The organism is Flavobacterium humidisoli (assembly GCF_023272795.1).
GTDB classification, from domain to species: Bacteria; Bacteroidota; Bacteroidia; order Flavobacteriales; family Flavobacteriaceae; genus Flavobacterium; species Flavobacterium humidisoli.
Window position 1 is genome coordinate 3,259,455 of record NZ_CP096829.1, and the last position, 16,083, is coordinate 3,275,537.

Annotated in this window: 13 protein-coding genes; 4 read left to right on the top strand and 9 right to left on the bottom strand. The window is 32.1% G+C overall.

The window, feature by feature from the left end:
* Window positions 1–282 precede the first annotated feature (282 nt).
* Together M0M44_RS13955 and M0M44_RS13960 are read left to right on the top strand one after the other, a co-directional pair.
* Window positions 283–969, top strand: a complete 687-nt coding sequence (locus M0M44_RS13955) for a hypothetical protein (RefSeq protein WP_248726199.1) — start codon at window positions 283–285, stop codon at window positions 967–969.
* 365 nt (window positions 970–1,334) lie between these two features.
* On the top strand, window positions 1,335–3,176 hold the full coding sequence (locus tag M0M44_RS13960) for a type VI secretion system baseplate subunit TssF (protein ID WP_248726200.1): 1,842 nt from the start codon (window positions 1,335–1,337) through the stop codon (window positions 3,174–3,176).
* A 62-nt stretch (window positions 3,177–3,238) separates the two neighbouring features.
* Here M0M44_RS13960 and M0M44_RS13965 read toward each other — a convergent pair whose 3' ends face one another.
* From M0M44_RS13965 to murQ, 9 genes are all read right to left on the bottom strand, one after another.
* Entirely contained in the window at window positions 3,239–5,023 is a 1,785-nt protein-coding gene (locus M0M44_RS13965) for a cytochrome-c peroxidase (protein WP_248726201.1), read from the bottom strand.
* Between the two features lie 67 nt (window positions 5,024–5,090).
* The gene (locus M0M44_RS13970; RefSeq protein WP_248726202.1) at window positions 5,091–6,566 is read right to left on the bottom strand and encodes a PhoX family protein; all 1,476 of its coding nucleotides are present in this window, start codon (window positions 6,564–6,566) and stop codon (window positions 5,091–5,093) included.
* Between the two features lie 158 nt (window positions 6,567–6,724).
* A complete protein-coding gene (locus M0M44_RS13975) occupies window positions 6,725–7,357 on the bottom strand; it encodes a 3'-5' exonuclease (RefSeq protein WP_248726203.1) in 633 nt (210 codons plus the stop codon).
* Window positions 7,358–7,359: 2 nt separating this feature from the next.
* Window positions 7,360–9,279 (bottom strand): DUF294 nucleotidyltransferase-like domain-containing protein, encoded by a 1,920-nt coding sequence (locus M0M44_RS13980; RefSeq protein ID WP_248726204.1) that lies wholly within the window; start codon window positions 9,277–9,279, stop codon window positions 7,360–7,362.
* Between the two features lie 158 nt (window positions 9,280–9,437).
* Complete coding sequence (locus tag M0M44_RS13985; protein WP_248726205.1) at window positions 9,438–9,809, bottom strand: DNA topoisomerase IV; 372 nt, start codon at window positions 9,807–9,809, stop codon at window positions 9,438–9,440.
* 85 nt (window positions 9,810–9,894) lie between these two features.
* Complete coding sequence (locus tag M0M44_RS13990; protein WP_248726206.1) at window positions 9,895–10,470, bottom strand: DUF1572 family protein; 576 nt, start codon at window positions 10,468–10,470, stop codon at window positions 9,895–9,897.
* Between the two features lie 2 nt (window positions 10,471–10,472).
* A complete protein-coding gene (locus tag M0M44_RS13995) occupies window positions 10,473–11,045 on the bottom strand; it encodes a pentapeptide repeat-containing protein (RefSeq protein ID WP_248726207.1) in 573 nt (190 codons plus the stop codon).
* Window positions 11,046–11,075: 30 nt separating this feature from the next.
* A complete protein-coding gene (locus tag M0M44_RS14000) occupies window positions 11,076–11,297 on the bottom strand; it encodes a DUF6095 family protein (protein ID WP_248726208.1) in 222 nt (73 codons plus the stop codon).
* 92 nt (window positions 11,298–11,389) lie between these two features.
* Window positions 11,390–12,202, bottom strand: a complete 813-nt coding sequence (gene murQ / locus M0M44_RS14005) for an N-acetylmuramic acid 6-phosphate etherase (RefSeq protein WP_248726209.1) — start codon at window positions 12,200–12,202, stop codon at window positions 11,390–11,392.
* Window positions 12,203–12,370: 168 nt separating this feature from the next.
* Between murQ and M0M44_RS14010 the strand changes: the two genes are divergently transcribed.
* Window positions 12,371–13,504 carry a helix-turn-helix domain-containing protein gene (locus tag M0M44_RS14010; RefSeq protein ID WP_248726210.1) on the top strand — a complete coding sequence of 378 codons (1,134 nt, stop codon included), beginning with the start codon at window positions 12,371–12,373 and terminating at the stop codon, window positions 13,502–13,504.
* A gap of 155 nt (window positions 13,505–13,659) precedes the next feature.
* Window positions 13,660–16,038: a TonB-dependent receptor domain-containing protein gene (locus tag M0M44_RS14015; RefSeq protein WP_248726211.1), complete on the top strand. Its 2,379-nt coding sequence runs from the start codon at window positions 13,660–13,662 to the stop codon at window positions 16,036–16,038.
* Window positions 16,039–16,083: the final 45 nt, after the last annotated feature.

A 16,083-nucleotide genomic window follows, 5' to 3' on the forward strand; every position in this document is an offset into this window, starting at 1 on the left:
ACTAAAATTGGGTGCACGAGCGAGATACTCGCGCGAGCAGAATAATGCTTCAGGACATTTTACTTTATGGGATGGTAAACACTTAATATATCCTGGAGGGGCAGATCATGACGATCCATAATGTTCCTCCAATTCTTATCATAAGTTTCTATCATTAGCAATGGAGTAGGTTATGCAAAAAATCAATTAAGGAATAAATTTAATGTGTAGAATTTATAATTAATGGCTTATTTTTCTTTAAATATCATTACTCATATAAAATTCAATATTTAAAAATTTAAAATGAAAAATAAAATTTTATTGTATGTTGTTTTTTTTGCGATATGTAGCTGTAAACCTCAAAATAGCAAACAAGAAAAAATCGAAAAAATTAAACTAAACAGTAGGGAAAATGAATATAAGAAATTGGTCAACAAAGAATTTGAAAAATTTGACATCAATAGATTTAATAAGCACAAATATGAATCAGGAGATTATATATATGTCCTAAATGATGGAACGCAAATAAATGAATATGGAAATGAGGAAAGTGGATATTTTAGCGAACAAAAGCCTAGAAAATCATTATTTGTAATATCTAAAGGGTATTATATTAATTCAGGAATTCGTGCAAAAGGAGTAAAGTTTGGAAATGTTGGATGTGTTTTAGGAATTTGGTATGAATTTGATGAAAACGGAAGGCTAGTTAAAGAAACAGATTTTGATAAACCATTTAAGATTACTATTTATGACATTATAGAGTTCTTAAAAAATAGTGATGTTGATTTATATGCTAATACTACATCGGTAAATAGATTTTATGATGAAAAAACGAAAAAAGGAACTTGGACTTTACACTATTTGGGAAAATTTAATGATGATAGTGGTAAATTAATCGTCAAAATCGATGATGAATCAAGAAAGGTACAAGAAGTTATTAAAATTACTGGAAGACGAGGAGAGAAAGAAATTATTTTTGAGAAAAAATAATTTTTTTAATTGTTCGTCTGGAATTTATCTAGAAATCAATTACTTTATTTTCTTCTCGATAAATACTTCTGTATTAAAAGTCATACGAAAACGACAATTAGGATGAAATGAAAAACATAATTTTATTATACTTTTTTGTTATGTGACGTGTAGCATCTCGTTCGTGATATTTGTTAAAAATAACTAAAATTGGGTGCACGAGCGAGATGCTCGCGTGAGCAGGAGAATGCTTTTAACAATGACAATTTTGAAGATACTGCTGAGAATCTTAAAACTATAAATGTTTATTTAGAATAAAGAACCGACAATTTAAAATCAAACACTATAAATATTCATTTTTTATTAAATAGAATTAAAATAAAACAATGAGACAAGATCGAATAAAAGACAGAGTACTAAAAAGAGCAGCTAGGTCATGGGGCTTTTCAGATGTGGAGATGGAAACATCTTTTGATCCTGTGGTATCAATGATGCTAAATGCATTGTCTTATGAGTTGGAGAAAGTAGCTCATGAGCTCGAAGACTCAAAAACCCGCGTAGTGGAAAGGGTTTTAGAAATCATGTTTCCAGAAGTTACGGCAGGAGTGAAGCCGGCAAGAGCAATATTACATGCATTGCCATTAGAAAATAATATGAAAGTTTCCTTGCAGAATCAAATGTCGGCAAATCGAAGAATTCATAATATTTACAATCCTTTAGCTCCAATAACCAAAGAAATAGCGCTTTCGCCAACATTAGAAGTAAAACTATCTTCTGCTGAGGTAAAGTATATTGCGTACGAGAGAAACTTATTCGAAATTTCGAATCTCTTTTATAAAGATTCGATTCGAGATTATAAGCATTCTCTTCCTTCTGGTATCGTATTTATGGGCATTGAATTGAAAAATCCAAAAGCATTGGATTTGGAAGATTTAATGCTGTACATAGATATTAAAAATACGCATCAGAAAGAGATGTTTCATTACTACCTGAAACAAATGAAGTGTTTTCAGGATGATTTGCAAATTACGGTACAAGAGGGATATAATGTTCCTATAAATAACATTGATATAGAAAACATTATAAACCGTAATTATACGCATTTGAGCGAGATAATGCAGGAAGTAAATGAGTTTTATTTTGATAATTTTTACACACTAAAAGGAGAATTAAAACATAAGCCTATTAGTGAATATGGAGAAGAATACAAATGTTTTGAAGCGATAACAAATAGAAATGATAATCCTATTATTTGGGTGAAGATGGTTTTTCCAGAATCTTTAATTCCTCAAATATTAGATAATGTTTCTTTTACTGCAAATTGCTTTCCGGTAATTAATAAAAAGAAGCATATTATAAATAAAACGCTTGGTAATTTCTTGTCGTACATTGCATTGGAAACAGATAATAATATCTATTTGGATGTTGATACTGTTGTCGATGGATTCAATAATCATTATGAAATAAAAGAATTTAAAGATGGTGTTATTGAAGAAGGAAATGCAGTATTAAGAACGGGTGGAGTTTCTAGATTTGATTCTAGAAGTGCATCAGAACTGCTTCAAAACGTATTAGATCTTTTAAAAGATGAAAGTTCTTCTTTTGCAGGTTTAGGAAAAGATTTTATGAATAGCTCTTTGGTTGAAATTAATCAGCTTTTGGCCTCTGTAGAACAGCAGGCTAAAGAAAGTAGTTTTTCTAAAAATAATGATCCTTATTTAATGATTAAACCTAAATTTGAGGAATCTTTAGGGAAATCATTTTCAATACATTATTGGTCTACTTGTGCAGAAGCGGGGAATGATATAAAAGCAGGAACTGTTTTAGAAACCAAAGAAGATTTGCAGTTTGTAAGCAAAGAAGCCGTACTGATTACCAATACGGTTGGTGGAATGAACAAACAAAATAATAAAGATAGAATCTTAGCATATCGTAATGCTTTGTTAACACGTGGCAGAATTGTGACGTTTGCAGATATTAAAGCATTTGGATTTAATCATTTTAAAAGTTGCATTTTAGATATTAAAATAGAAAAAGGAACTCGAAAAGAGATCTCTGTAAAAGCAGGTTTTAGCCGAACGGTCGATATTCATTTAAAAGTAAATCCGATTGAGAAAGAGTATCTATCAGCAACCGAATGGGATTATTTGTGTGAAAGTTTTATGAAGAACTTAAAAAATAGATCTTCAAACGTATTTCCGTATCGTCTTTTTATAGAAAATGAATAAACATAAAACGCCAGAAACTTAAAGTTCTGGCGTTTTTGATTTACTGAAATCTATTTTGGTTTTTATTGGTATTTTTTGTCCGTAAGTGTTTTCATAAAAGCAACAAGTGCTTTTTCTTCCATTTTAGTCATTTTTAGTTCATCAAATGGCAGTGTTTGGTTTTCGACTTCGTAGCCTAAACCTTGACCGCCTCCTTTGTTGTAAAAATCAACGACTTCTTCTAAAGTCTTAAAAACACCATTGTGCATATAAGGAGCTGTTATGGCTGCATTTCGAACCGTTGGAGTTTTAAAAGCGCCAACCAATTGAGGCATTTTATTGTATAAATATCGCCCTTGATCTACGCTCAATTTCTTACCGGAAACATCTTGAGGAGTCCCGATAACTTCATGTTCGCTTTTAGAATAACTCGGAGGAACAGTTCCGTTAAACAAAGGAGTAAAGTGACAGGTGGCACATTTTGCTTTTCCCATAAAGAGATTCATTCCTTCTATTTCCTGATTGTTCAAAGCGTTTTTGTTTCCTCTCATGTATTCGTCAAATCTTGAATCGAAAGCATTTAAAGAACGTACATAACTCGCAATAGCATTTTGAATCTGCCAGGCTTCAGGTTTTGAAGTTTTTGGAAATGCTTTCTTGAAAAGGCTGATATATTCGTTATTCAATAGAATTTTAGCATGAATGGCATCCATTGAGCCATGCATTTCATCTTTATTCTGAATTACATCTACACTTTGCTTCTCTAAGTCTAATTGGCGCATATCCCAAAATTGAGCATTTTGTAAAGAAGCATACGTAAGAGTAGGTGTGTTTCGTGCAAGATTAGATCCTGTTAATGAAACGTTTGTTTTTAAACCATCTGTAAATGCTTTTTCTGGATGATGGCAACTTGCACAGCTTCTGTCGTTATTTTTTGAAAGGTTGGTGTCATAAAACAGTTTTTCTCCCAATTTAGCTTTATCTGTTGTGTAATTGTAATCTTTAGAAAGTACAAACGCATTTACATCAAAGGCATTTTTGTCAAACAAAGTTTCAATTTCGGGTTTTAATGGACTTGTTTTTTTTACGTTTTTAATGTTCAGTTCTTTCTGAAAAGTTTTAATTTTTTTCGAAATCGGATTCAAATATTCTGTAATAAAAAAGGCTCTGTCAAAAGCATTGAAATTATTGTTTTCTTTACAATATTGCTGTGCTGCTGCGATTAACTTCTTTAAATCTACTAATGATTTATTATCGGAATTAATGATTTCAAGAGGTTTAGAAATTGATAATAAACTTTCTCCCGCCTCAGGAATTGAAGATTGTAAAATTGGACTGTCAAAACCTGTAATTCCTAAAGCAATAACACGAAATATATTTTGTTCAAGTGCATCCAAAACATAATCATCAGAAATAGTGATTACTTCAAATGTAGTTTTCAACTGCTTTATGTTAGATTGAAAAATATTCAATTCTCTTATTACATTTTCTTTATCTTCGATTTTATATTCAGGATAAATCATATCTTCGATTACTTGAAAACCATGTGGCTCAAAAGATCTGTTTTCTTCCAATTCCATTTCATCCAAGGCTGGGCCATTCATAAAGCGAGCCGTTTCAGGAATAAAATACTCAATTGCCCATTCTACTTTTTTATAGAATAAACGTGATTTTTTAAACTGTTCTACAATTTCGTTTGGAGAAGCATTGCGATCTACAAGCTTTTGAAATTGGATAATTTCATTGCTTAATTTGTTTAAGTCAACAAGAAGATTCTGGTTGATTGTTGTTTTGGAAGTTTCCTTTTTTTGACATGAAAAGAACAAACAAAGGGCTAAAAATAGAAATGAAAAATATTTTAATTTCATAATAGTGTTTTAATAGAAACAACCCTTATCGAAAATAAGGGTTGTTAATAGATTTAGGCTGAAATTATTATCTCTGTACGTTTCTTATAATTACAGTTTGTCCACCCTCTTTGTTGGTTTGAGTTCCCGAACCGTCTGCATTTTTGAATGCATCACTTTGCCATGTGTGCGGGTGAATGTTTACTGTAAAAGTATCTGGAACGCCAATGATATCTGAAATATCTTCCATAGCACCAAACTCCCAGCTTCCTAATCTCATTTCGCCAGTTTGGTTGTATAAAGTATTCCAGGCTGCATCGGTTCTTTTGTGGTTCATGTTTAACCAAGGTTTATTTTGCTTCGTAGCAATGCTATATTGCCAGATATATGAATCGTGTTTAGCATCGGCGTAGTAGCTGTCACCATCCTCTTGAATGTAAACGTAGTTTTCAGTTACACATAAGTTATCTGGGTTAATGATTCCAGTTCCTGGTGTGCTGTCACCTTCAACAGCTAGTTCTAAAGTTCCTTTTAACGGATTTGTAGCATCTAGTTTCACTTTGTAAACTCTTCCCCACATCGTGTAACCGTCAACAGGAGCATTGTTGGTTGCTTGACCTGTAGCAGTAAAATAAACTTCTCTATTGTTGCTTGCGCTTCCTTTTCTGTAATCTACATCTTCAACTCTAGAAAAACGAATTGCTTTTAATTCGTTAACAGTTGTATTGATAACAGCGCCGGTAAGATTTTTTGCATTTGGAATTTCAACAAATTCAACTGGATAACTGTTATTTAATTTGATATCAGTTTCAACTTGATTGCCATCGGTTCTTTTTAAAGCATATAATTTTCCGTTAGACAAATCGCCAACAGTACTTACATACATAATTAATTGTCCAGCACTTACGTGTGAAGTCGCGTACGACTGATCTTCGCCAATTAGTATAACAGTTTTCCCTGGATAAGCTTCTTTAGGAAGCGGAACAGCATTTTCCATACTCGCTTTTCCTAAAGCTGGTAAAACCCTATCTTTTCTTGCTTTATCTGAAGATTGTCCCAACGGATTGATTCCGTGTACCATACTTTCTTGTCCGCTTTCGCCAGCAGTTAAGAAGATTGGTCCAAATCCGTGAATTTCTGGAGTTGCCAATGTAGCAGAACATAAACGAGTTAAGCCACCAACACCATCAACAATATAATCACCTTTTACAGGTTTAAAAGTTTTGTCTAAATAAACTCTTGATACAGATTGAAGAATTTCGTGGTTAGTAATCATGATATATCCATCACCATTTGGATTTTTCATTAATCCAGCTCCATCAGGCTGTGCGCCATAAACAAAAGAAGGAGATTCTGGAAGAACATCTGTACTAGCAATTAAAGTACTGATTTTTAGATTTTCAAAACCTGTCATTGGATAAACAAAAGGTGGCACTTTTGAATGCGAAGTAAAATCGATACTAGCATTTACACTATTCGAATCTTTGTCATCATTTTGGCAGCTTATTACAGAAAGGCCTGCAATTCCAAGCAAGGTAATTGATTTTAAAAAGTTAGCTTTCATAATTGTTTTTTTGTTTTTTTTGATTAGAACAAAGCTATCTTTCAAAAACAAAATACAGGTTATGGCTATTTTTCTTTTTTGCTAATTTTTATAAGTCTAGTATTACTAAATGGTAAATTATAGTACTTAAATGTAAAGTTAAGATTCATAAAAAAATCTTAAGGTTTGAAAAGCTGATTTAAATTAATTGCTTTTTTCTCTCGCAATTTCTTTACAATCTTAAGAAACGCAATGGCAGTAATGTAGGCATCACCAAGTGCTGTGTGGCGATCTTTTTTAGAAATATCAAATTTGTCTGCAAGATCATCTAAGGTATAATGATCCTTTCGTTCAAATAAATGAGATTGAATCAAAGTCTTTTTATACAAATAAGCTGTGTCTAAGGTTTTATTAGTGAGATGAGGAAGTCCGTTTCTTTCTAAAGCTTTATTAATCATGGTAACATCAAAAATAGTATGATGTGCAATGATAATGGAGTCTCCTAGAAAATCTAGAAACTGCTGCAACGCTTCTAATTCGGTTGGACGCTGGATCACAAATGCTTTTAGAATTCCATGAATTTGAGCGGTCGATTTATCGTAATGATCTTGTTCTAAATACACTTCGAAACTTTCTTGAATAGAAATAATACCATTCTGAAGAACTAATGCACCAATGCATAGAATACGGTCATTTTCGTAATCAAAACCAGTTGTTTCGGTATCTAAAACCACAAAACGAGTTTCTTCGATCGTAATGCTTTCATCAAATAGATTGTTTTCCTCTTTTTTCCAAAAATTAAATAAACTCATTGTTATACCAGATTTGAGATATTAAAACGTACCGAAATAAGTTCCTGAAGTTCCTTAATGGTTTTAAAAGTACGTTTCAGCTTAATTTTTTCCATTTTGGTCAAAGATTCCAATTCGATGAACTGGCCAGAATCATGATGCAAAAGACCTTGTTTGGTTCTAAATTTCAATAAAGCTTTGAACGAATAGGAGCATGATAGATATAATTCTCTATTGTTAGGTTCCAGTTCTGCTAATTTTTCAAAGCGCTCTGCTGTATTGCTAATCGATTTTACCGAATGAGATAAAATTAAAACACGTGCAGCATCTGTCAATGGCATTAAAGCTCTTCGTTTAATATCAAAATTATCTTTGTTTGCACCATCTTGTTCTACCAAAAACTGTCTGAAGAAACCAGTAGGAGAAGGGCTTTGCAGGGCTCCACTCACCAAATGCATATAAAAAATAGGATTAGCTTTTAAATCTTCAAAAATATAATCAGACAATTGATTTGCTACTTCGGTATCTCCGTAAGTTAAACTATAATCAAAGAAAATAAAGGACAATAAGACCTCATTTTTACCAGGATTTGTAATCCAATGATGCACATGACTTTTCCATTCGTCTACGCTCATACACCATTTTGGGTTCGAAGCCATCATTTCGGCAGGACAATAATCGTATCCAATTTCAAAAAGTCCCTTATTGACAAGTCCGGCAAATTTTAGAAAATAGATTTTAGTTTCATCTCTAAAAACGTCATTTACATTTTCATAAACAATGGCATTATCTTGATCTGTATGTAACATCTGCTCTCCACGACCTTGACTTCCAAGCGCGAGCCAAGCAAATTTTACGGGTGGCGGACTGCTCATTTTTTCTAAGCAAATCTCAATAACACGATTGGTGCAAGCTTCGTTAAGTTCAGTAATGATTTTCGTAATCAAAGTCATCGGAATATTTTGATCCAAATAGCCTTGCAATAACTGCATAATACGATTACGAATAGGTTTTATTTCCTTAATTTTTTTAGTTCGTTTTAAGGCTTTAATTAAAACTGCAGGATTGTTTCCGAGCGCAACCATAACGTCGTGTTTCGATAAAATACCGACTGCTTTGCTATTTACTGTTCCATCTTTCGTTAAACACAAATGACTGATATTACTTTTCATCATTGCCATTTGCGCCTCGGTAACGGTCATTTTTTTAGGATAGGTAATAACAGGTTTAGTCATTATCATTTCGGCAGTGGTTGTAATAGGAAAATCTCCTGTAACGATTTTATTTCGAAGATCTTTATCTGTCAAAATACCAATTGGAAGCATTTCATCAACAATCAAAATTGCACCAACTTTTTTCTTATTCATGATTTTTGCAATCTCTTTTACCGTAGTTGAAGGACTGCAGGTCACAATTTTTTTTGAATATTTTATGGGCGCCAAGTCAAAAGAATGATTGCTCGAATGCAGATTTTCATTTAACTGATCATCACCATATAATTTATCTTTATGAATGTCTGAATACGGATTTCGAGTGTTTGAAGCATAACTTTCAATCAAGAAATTACCAACGTTTCTATTCTCGAGTGCATAAGGTTTAAAAACCGCAATGGGAATGGCATACAAGATACTTTCTTCGTGAGCCACAGCTTCCATTATATAATTTTCTTGTGCCAATAACGGACGCAATCCAAAAATATCACCTTCATCGCACATATCTAAAACGGTATTTTTAGTGCTTTTTTTAAGTGCCACAGCGCCTTTATGAACCACATAAAAAGAATCGTGGGTTTTGTCATTTTCAGCAAAAATGACAGCATCTTTTTCTTTATAAATAATAGAAATCTGTTCAGAAAGCTTTTCTAAATCTCTCTGATGAAGAAAATTAAACGGCGGATAATTTTTTAAAAAATCGGCAACTCTCTGCGAAATGGTATTTTTCATTTGGTTAGATTAGAGTTCTAATGTACTATTTTAAATAGAAATGTAAAAGAAACACGTTATAATAATTTGCCACAAAGGCACAAAGTCGAAAAGAAATAAATCCTTAGCGTCTTTGTGCCTTTGTGGCAAAAAAAAGCTCCAAGCTGGAACTTTATTATTTAATCAACTTTATAAACTGTACCTCGCTGTTTTTCTTCAGAACCAACCAAGCCAAATTCAAATGTATAAGAATCCTTAGAAGTGTTTAAAATCTTCATGCTGATCGCTTTTTCTTCGGCCATATTTTTAGGATGTTTCTTTTGCAATACATATTCACAGTCACTTACCCAGCGTATGGTTGCAGTATCGGTTTTTCCTTCGTAGGTTTCAATTTCTATATCGTCTTTACGCTCAAAATAAGTTGTTTTTTTTTCGCCGTTAACTTCAGTTTCAAATTTAAATTTACCAGTTTTAAAATCCTTGCAATTGTGTTCGGCGTTATAGCATGACGCTAAAACCAAAATAGGGAATAAGAATACTATTTTTTTCATTTTTTATGCTTTAAGCTTTAGGCAATAGGCTTTAAGCTTTAATTAATAAGCAGTTTTGCTTATAGCCTAAAGCGTATAGCTTTTATCATTTCAATTTTTTTAATTCATCATCGGTAAAGTTCTTGATTTCTTTTTCTTTGGCAAACTTTTCAGCGTTATAATTTCCTGATTTGTTTTTTGGAATCGATAAACTATTCCATTCACTGTTTTTCATCTGTTTGGCATAAAAAACAATCTGTCCGACATGATACGGATAGTGTGCCAATTGACGATTGATAGCTTCAATAACCGTATGACCTTCGTTTCTAATATAAATAATATCTGAAAGCTGTTCTGATTTTAAACTTTGTAAAGCATTTTCAAGACAATTCCAGCCTTTGTTCCAGACTTCGAGAACTTCTTCTTTAGATTGTAAATCGTTTTCAAATTCAGAATCTCTATTGCGCCATTCTTTTTCACCATCGGTAGTTAAAAAATCAGTCCAGCGGGAAAGCATATTGCCCGAAATGTGTTTTATTATTGTGGCAATACTGTTGGTATCTTCATTTACACTAATAAAAAGCTGTTGAGGTTCAAGTTGCTCAATGGCTTTTTCGCCAAGAGTTTTATAATATAAAAACTGCTTTCTGGCACTTTCTAGATAAGATTGATCGGCACTCATAACTAAACGATTTTGATATCATATTTATCTAATAACCCGACAATTCCATCAGTAGAAAATTGCGCTTTTTTCATCGGATTAAATTCAGGATCGATTTTGTAATTGTAAGCGGTTTTAAAATTGACCGATGCTAATTGTGTTTCATTAAAAATAGCTCCATCAAGATCACAATTGTCAAAAACAGAACTCGTTAAATTGGTTCCAATAAAAGTTACTTCACGAACAGAAGAATTAACGAACTTAGTTTTTGGCATTTTTTTATTTGAAAATAATGCATAATCGAGAACGCATTCATCAAAATAAACTTGAAATAGAAAATCATCACATTCATTAAATGCAATTCCTAAAAGTTTGCAGTTTTTAAAAGTGACGTTCTTTAAACTTGTTCCTGCCAAACTTGTCATAGAAAGATTACAGTCAATAAATTCGCAATCCAAAAAAGTGTTAGAATTGAAATTACTGTTAGAAAAGTCACAGTTTTTAAAAACACAATCTTCAAACTCGCGATTATTTATTTTTTTGTCAATATAAACAACTTTCTCAAATGTTTTCTGAATGTGAATTAGAGCTTCCATAAGTATTTTAGAAATTTAAGTTTTCAGTTCTTAATCATTAAATATACCTTTCATAATAATTTTCAATCCCAAAAAGATCAAAAGCATAGAAGATAAGCAAGCCAAAATTCCAATTCCTAAAACTAAATAATGCCAATTGGTATGCTGATTTTGAAAAGCATTATATATCAATGTTGGCCCAAGGAACATTAAAGGCAAAGCACCTGTTAAATATTTAATTCCTTTTCCTAATAATTGTCTGTTTGTTGCCATGGTTTTGTTTCATGTTTGCAAAGTTTCAAGTTTCATGTTTCAAGTTTTGAAAAATCTTTGTCTTATCATTAGAAACAATTCACAGAAAACCTCTATTTGTTATAATTGTCAACAGCATTTCTTACGCTGCCATATTTTTTCAATAATTCAGAAGCTTCGTCATACGAAACCAAAATCTCGTCCATAATCATTTTTACGCCACGATCAACCAGTTTTACATTGCTCAACTGCATATCGACCATTTTGTTTCCTCTTACTTTTCCTAACTTAATCATAGCTGCAGTCGAAATCATGTTTAAAACCAGTTTCTGTGCAGTTCCAGCTTTCATTCTAGAGCTTCCAGTTACAAATTCTGGACCAACTACAACCTCAATAGGAAATTGCGCCGTCAATGCCAGCGGACTTCCAGCATTACAAGTAATACAACCTGTAATAATGTTGTTTTGGTTACAAGTTTCTAAGCCCCCGATAACATAAGGAGTTGTCCCTGAAGCCGCAATTCCGATTACAACATCATTAGAATCGATTTTATGGTTTTGAAGATCAATCCAAGCTTGTGTAGGGTTATCTTCTGCGTTTTCTACTGCACGTCTAATTGCTGTGTCTCCACCTGCAATAATGCCATTTACTAAGTCAAAAGGAACGCCAAAAGTTGGCGGACATTCAGAAGCATCAACAACACCAAGTCGGCCAGAAGTTCCTGCTCCAATATAAAACAATCTGCCGCCAAGTTTTAATTTGTCTACTATCTGCGGAATCAAAGCTTCTATTTGAGGCAAAGCTTTTTCGACTGCATACGGCACAGTTTTGTCTTCTTTGTTTATATTAGATAACAATTCATGAACAGACATCTTCTCTAAATGTTCATATTTTGAAGCTTGTTCAGTAGTTTTCGTAAATGTCATTTTATCGTTATTTAGACTCGTCAAAATTAATATATTTTATTTCAATCTTGCAAAGTCTCAGAGATTTAAAATCATTTTTTTTCGTCTATTTTTTCTCTCTAAAGACGGTTTTATGGTGGCTTTGTTACAAAAACGAAAATATTATATTTGTCTAATATAAAAAGATAGATGGATCAATTAGATTTATTACAGGGAATTGCTCGAATTTCTGTTTTCGTTTCCTTATTAATGGCATTTTTTCTGCTAACCGTAAAAACAGAAAATAAACTGGCAAACCGCTTGTTTGCTTTGTTCTTTATTTTTTCGGCTATTGATCTCAGCGGGTTTTTTATGTATATGTATACTGAGAATCATCGAAATCTAGAGATTTTTAGATCTACTTTTTGTTTGTTAGGTATGCCTTCGTTTTATCTTTATGTACTGGCAGTCTGTTATTCTGATTTTAGATTAAAATGGAAACATACCATTCACCTTCTTCCTTTTATCGTGGTAAACGTACTTTTTATTCCTAGAATTTATAAAAGTATTGAAGAAGGAAATTTTATAGGTCCTCTCAATCAAATGTCTGAGATTTATTTTATACAGATTTTAATAGAATTTCAGTACATTTTTTATATCGTAAGTGTATTTTTGATTTTGAAGAAATACAAAGAAATTTATCTAGAAAATTATACCAATCCGAGCGTTTCTACTTATAAATGGCTTTTTCAAATGACTTGTGTGTTTCTTGTTGCACATTCTATTGTAGCTTTAAAAAATATACTGAGATATAGTGGTTTTAGAGAGGTTTTTCTTTGGGCCAATGTATTGGTAGGGACCATAGCTTTATTTATAACGTGCTGGTTTATAATGAAAGCTTTAAAATATCCAGAACTTTTTAGAGGTGTAAATTCTAAATTAGTATTAACAAAAGATATTCTGCCAGAAATTGATGAAAAGCCAGAAGCTGTAACCCAACAAAATGATTTGATCAACGCACAAATTAGTACATTAAAACAATATATGATTGAGAAAGAGCCATTTCTCGATCCGTCGCTTACTATTCAGGAATTGGCCAATCAGATTAGTATTCCCGTTCGCGATTTATCTATTTTAATAAATCATCATATCGATCAGCATTTTTTTGATTTTGTGAACGAATATCGCATCCAAAAAGCCATGCAAATTTTAAGAGATCGATCAAAAAGTCAATTAACTATTCTAGAAATATTGTACGAAGTTGGTTTTAACTCAAAATCTTCTTTTAATACTTCATTTAAAAAGTATACCAATTTAACGCCGACAGCCTACAGAAATAGTTGAAAATAAAGGTTTTGTAAAAAGTCGAACGCCTTACCTAATAAAGTCGAACCAATTTCTATTTGAGAAAAAGGTTCGACTTTTTTTGTCGGTCGCGTAGGAAGATTTTCTAAGGCAACTTTGCTTCAAATTAATCGAACAAGTTAAAATTAGAAATCATGAAAAAATTAAACCTCCTAATCTTTTTACTATTGCCTTTATTTTGTTTAGCACAATCTACACTAAAAGGGAAAGTCGCTAGCGAAACCAAATCTTTAGAATGGGCAGAAATTTCAATACTAAATAAAGAAGGGAAAATTATTGATGGAACTACAGCTAAAGAAGATGGTTCTTTTGAAATCAACCTTAAAAACGGTTCTTATAAAATTGAAATCAGTCTTTTAGGTTTTGCTGATTATGAAAAAGAAATTTCATTAGAAACAAACACCGATTTAGGAACTATTATTTTAAAAGAAAACGAAACCAAATTAGTAGAAGTTGTTGTTCAGTCTAAAAAGAAAACTATTGAGCAGAAAACAGACCGTTTGGTTTATAATCTCGAAAACAATGTTACAACTACTGGCGGCGACGCTTTAAGCGCTATTAATACTGCGCCTGGAGTTGTAGTGAAAAACGACGTGATTACAATTTTAGGAAAGGGAACTTCGCGCGTTATGATCGATGGACGCTTAATTGAATTGACTGGCGAAGAACTCAACAATTTCTTGAAATCAATTTCGGCTGCAGATATCAAAAACATTGAAGTTATAAGCAATCCGCCCGCAAAATATGAAGCAGATGGAACAGGTGGACTCATCAATATTATTATGAAAAAAGGAGTCCGAGATTCGTGGAAAAATTCGACTACAGTTTCTTACGATCAGAACAAATATGGTATTTACACTTTAAGAGATAATTTTTTCTATAGCAAAAATAAGTTTAGATTTTCGGCAAGTGTGAATGGTAAAACGGGTTATAAAAACTCTAAAGAGAATTTAGACATGTATTTTCCTGATGGACTTTCTACAATGTACGCCGATACAAAAGTTAAAAATGAGAATTTTTCAGGAAAACTGGCAGCAGATTATGATTTTTCTGAACGTACAACGATTGGTTTTCAGTTTATGAATGACAGAAACAATCCTGATTTTGGATCGGATATTAGAATTGAAAAGTACAATACACAAAACGAATTGCAACAGGTTACCTTGAATAAAAGTTTTACAGATAAAGGCTCCAAAAATCAGACTTATAACGCGCATTTGATTACCAAATTTGATTCAAAAAAGAAATTATCCTTTGATGTGGATTATTTCAATTACAACTCAACTTTTGATAGAGATTTTATAGCGAACAATTTTAATCCAGATATGGAATTTATTGATATCAATCAGTCGGGAAGAAATATTTCCAACCAAGATATTAATAACTGGAGTTTTAAGGCAGATATGGAACATCCGTTTGAAACTTTTAATTTGTCTTATGGTGCAAAAGTGAGTTTTACAAATAGCATAAGCGATGTGGTTTTTTACAATACGATTACTGGAACTCCCGAATTAGATCCTAGTCAGTCAAACCAATTTAAATACACTGAAAATAATCAGGCGTTTTACATTAATGGAGATAAAAAAATAAATGAAAAGTGGAATCTGCAAGTGGGTTTGCGACTTGAAAACACACAAACAAACGGATTCTCTGAAACCATGAATCAGGAAAGTGTAAATGATTATTTGAAGTTGTTTCCAACTTTTTATGCTTCGTACAAGAAAAACGAGAACAATACTTTTAGTCTGAATTATGGAAAAAGAATCAACCGACCACGTTTTGATTTACTGAATCCGTTTAGAGTTTATATTAATAGTAACAGTTATTCTGAAGGAAATCCGTTTTTAAAACCTTCATTTAGTGATAATTTTGAGTTTGCACATTCCTATAAAGAAATTTTGAGAACCAGCGTTTTTGTGAATTTAGTTTCAAATGGTTATGGCGTTTTGTTTACTTCAAATCCAGAAACGAATACGCAGATTGTAACACGTGAAAATTATTTTAAAAATATAAATTATGGTGTTGGAGAAACTTATTCAGCCACTTTTACAGATTGGTGGCAGAGTGAAAATACTTTGTACTTTTTAGGTGCTCAAACGGAGTTTATAAAAGATATTAATGCAACGCCATCAAACAGTTTACAGATTGATTTTACAACGAATAATACTTTTATATTAGGAAAAAGCACAAAACTTCAAATTGATTTTAATTATAGTTCACCTTTTAAAAGTGGTTTGTATGAGATTGGTTATGCTTCAAGTTTTGATATTGGTTTTAAACAGGATTTGTTGAATAAAACTCTTCAGATTGCATTTTTAGCCAATGATATTTTTAATACTTCTTATTTGAAAGATTTCACTTCGGTTGTAAATGGTGTGAAACAGGTTTATAGTCAAAATGAAAGTAATCGTTTTGTGCGTTTGTCTGTGATTTACAATTTCGGAAATAAAAAGATTAATGTGAAAGAGCGTGCTTTTGGAAATCAGGACGAGAAAAAGAGAACTGGGAATTAAAATTAGATAATGTGTCAATTAGAAAATTATCATATTGTTTAATTG

Excerpts from the sequence above, each read along its gene's own strand:
- M0M44_RS13955 (WP_248726199.1), top strand. The coding sequence starts at position 283 with ATGAAAAATAAAATTTTATTGTATGTTGTTTTTTTTGCGATATGTAGC.
- M0M44_RS13960 (WP_248726200.1), top strand. The coding sequence starts at position 1,335 with ATGAGACAAGATCGAATAAAAGACAGAGTACTAAAAAGAGCAGCTAGG.
- M0M44_RS13965 (WP_248726201.1), bottom strand. The coding sequence starts at position 5,023 with ATGAAATTAAAATATTTTTCATTTCTATTTTTAGCCCTTTGTTTGTTC.
- M0M44_RS13970 (WP_248726202.1), bottom strand. The coding sequence starts at position 6,566 with ATGAAAGCTAACTTTTTAAAATCAATTACCTTGCTTGGAATTGCAGGC.
- M0M44_RS13975 (WP_248726203.1), bottom strand. The coding sequence starts at position 7,357 with ATGAGTTTATTTAATTTTTGGAAAAAAGAGGAAAACAATCTATTTGAT.
- M0M44_RS13980 (WP_248726204.1), bottom strand. The coding sequence starts at position 9,279 with ATGAAAAATACCATTTCGCAGAGAGTTGCCGATTTTTTAAAAAATTAT.
- M0M44_RS13985 (WP_248726205.1), bottom strand. The coding sequence starts at position 9,809 with ATGAAAAAAATAGTATTCTTATTCCCTATTTTGGTTTTAGCGTCATGC.
- M0M44_RS13990 (WP_248726206.1), bottom strand. The coding sequence starts at position 10,470 with ATGAGTGCCGATCAATCTTATCTAGAAAGTGCCAGAAAGCAGTTTTTA.
- M0M44_RS13995 (WP_248726207.1), bottom strand. The coding sequence starts at position 11,045 with ATGGAAGCTCTAATTCACATTCAGAAAACATTTGAGAAAGTTGTTTAT.
- M0M44_RS14000 (WP_248726208.1), bottom strand. The coding sequence starts at position 11,297 with ATGGCAACAAACAGACAATTATTAGGAAAAGGAATTAAATATTTAACA.
- murQ (WP_248726209.1), bottom strand. The coding sequence starts at position 12,202 with ATGACATTTACGAAAACTACTGAACAAGCTTCAAAATATGAACATTTA.
- M0M44_RS14010 (WP_248726210.1), top strand. The coding sequence starts at position 12,371 with ATGGATCAATTAGATTTATTACAGGGAATTGCTCGAATTTCTGTTTTC.
- M0M44_RS14015 (WP_248726211.1), top strand. The coding sequence starts at position 13,660 with ATGAAAAAATTAAACCTCCTAATCTTTTTACTATTGCCTTTATTTTGT.